Source organism: Gluconobacter japonicus (assembly GCF_015244665.1).
GTDB classification, from domain to species: domain Bacteria; phylum Pseudomonadota; class Alphaproteobacteria; order Acetobacterales; family Acetobacteraceae; genus Gluconobacter; species Gluconobacter japonicus.
The window spans coordinates 1-867 of record NZ_JABCQN010000022.1; the positions used below are offsets into that span (position 1 = coordinate 1).

General features: G+C 57.3%; 3 protein-coding genes. All 3 read left to right on the forward strand.

The features are described 5' to 3' along the window. The first annotated feature begins 86 nt into the window (after nt 1-86). Complete coding sequence (locus tag HKD32_RS15365) at nt 87-233, forward strand: transposase (protein WP_228119080.1); 147 nt, start codon at nt 87-89, stop codon at nt 231-233. Between the two features lie 6 nt (nt 234-239). Further along, nucleotides 240-560, forward strand: coding sequence for a hypothetical protein (locus HKD32_RS15395; protein WP_235678172.1), 321 nt, complete (start codon nt 240-242; stop codon nt 558-560). Beyond that, the coding region (locus tag HKD32_RS15370) for an IS5 family transposase (protein ID WP_337905554.1) at nt 470-867 on the forward strand (398 nt) is incomplete at its 3' end. The genes HKD32_RS15395 and HKD32_RS15370, both read left to right, overlap by 91 nt.

The window sequence follows — 867 nt, forward strand, 5'->3', positions numbered from 1 at the left end:
TAGGTCGCGTTGACAAAAGGTCTATACACTCATCCTGAGATCTGATTCACTGGTTGCTTCAACGCAGACGGCACGGTGGAGCGGGCATGGCACGAGGCGATCTGACGGATCAGGAATGGGCGATGATTGGTCCGCTTCTGCCGCCTGAGCGCGGACGTTGGGCTCGACCAGCTGGAGACAACCGCCTGTTTCTCAATGGTATGCTGCATGTTCTGCGCACAGGCTGTCCGTGACGGGACATGCATGAGCGCTACGGCAAGTGGAACTCGGTCTATGTCCGGTTCCGGCGTTGGGCTGAACAGGGGGTGTGGGATGCTCTGCTGCAAACCCTGATAGACCTCGGCCTGACCGATAACTGGCAGCATATGGTCGACAGCACCGTAGTCCGTGCCCATTCACAGGCTAAGGGCGCAAAAGGGGGGCTCATTCGGAGGCTTTTGGTCGATCACGCGGCGGCTTTACGAGCAAGATCCTTGCCCGATGTGACAATCAGGGATGCCCTCTTGGCTTTGTCCTTACCGGAGGCCAGGTCTCGGACTACAAAGCCACAGACGCCCTGATGAAGCTGTCTGTCCCGCCCCCCAAAGCCATGCTGGCTGATCGGGGCTATGACAGTGACAGCTTCCGCCAGGACCTGCTGATCCACGGGATCCTGCCGGTTATTCCATCACGCAAAAGCCGCAGTGCTCCACAGAAAACAGACTGGTGGCGTTACAGGGAACGCAACGGCATCGAGCGGATGTTCAACAAACTCAAGCAGATGCGCCGTATTGCGACGCGCTACGACAAGACCGCCTTGTCCTTCATGAGTTTCCTCAATCTCGCCGCCGCAAAGCTCTGGATCAGATTTTTTGTCAACATGACCTA

Excerpts from the sequence above, each read along its gene's own strand:
- HKD32_RS15395 (WP_235678172.1), top strand. The coding sequence starts at position 240 with ATGCATGAGCGCTACGGCAAGTGGAACTCGGTCTATGTCCGGTTCCGG.
- HKD32_RS15365 (WP_228119080.1), top strand. The coding sequence starts at position 87 with ATGGCACGAGGCGATCTGACGGATCAGGAATGGGCGATGATTGGTCCG.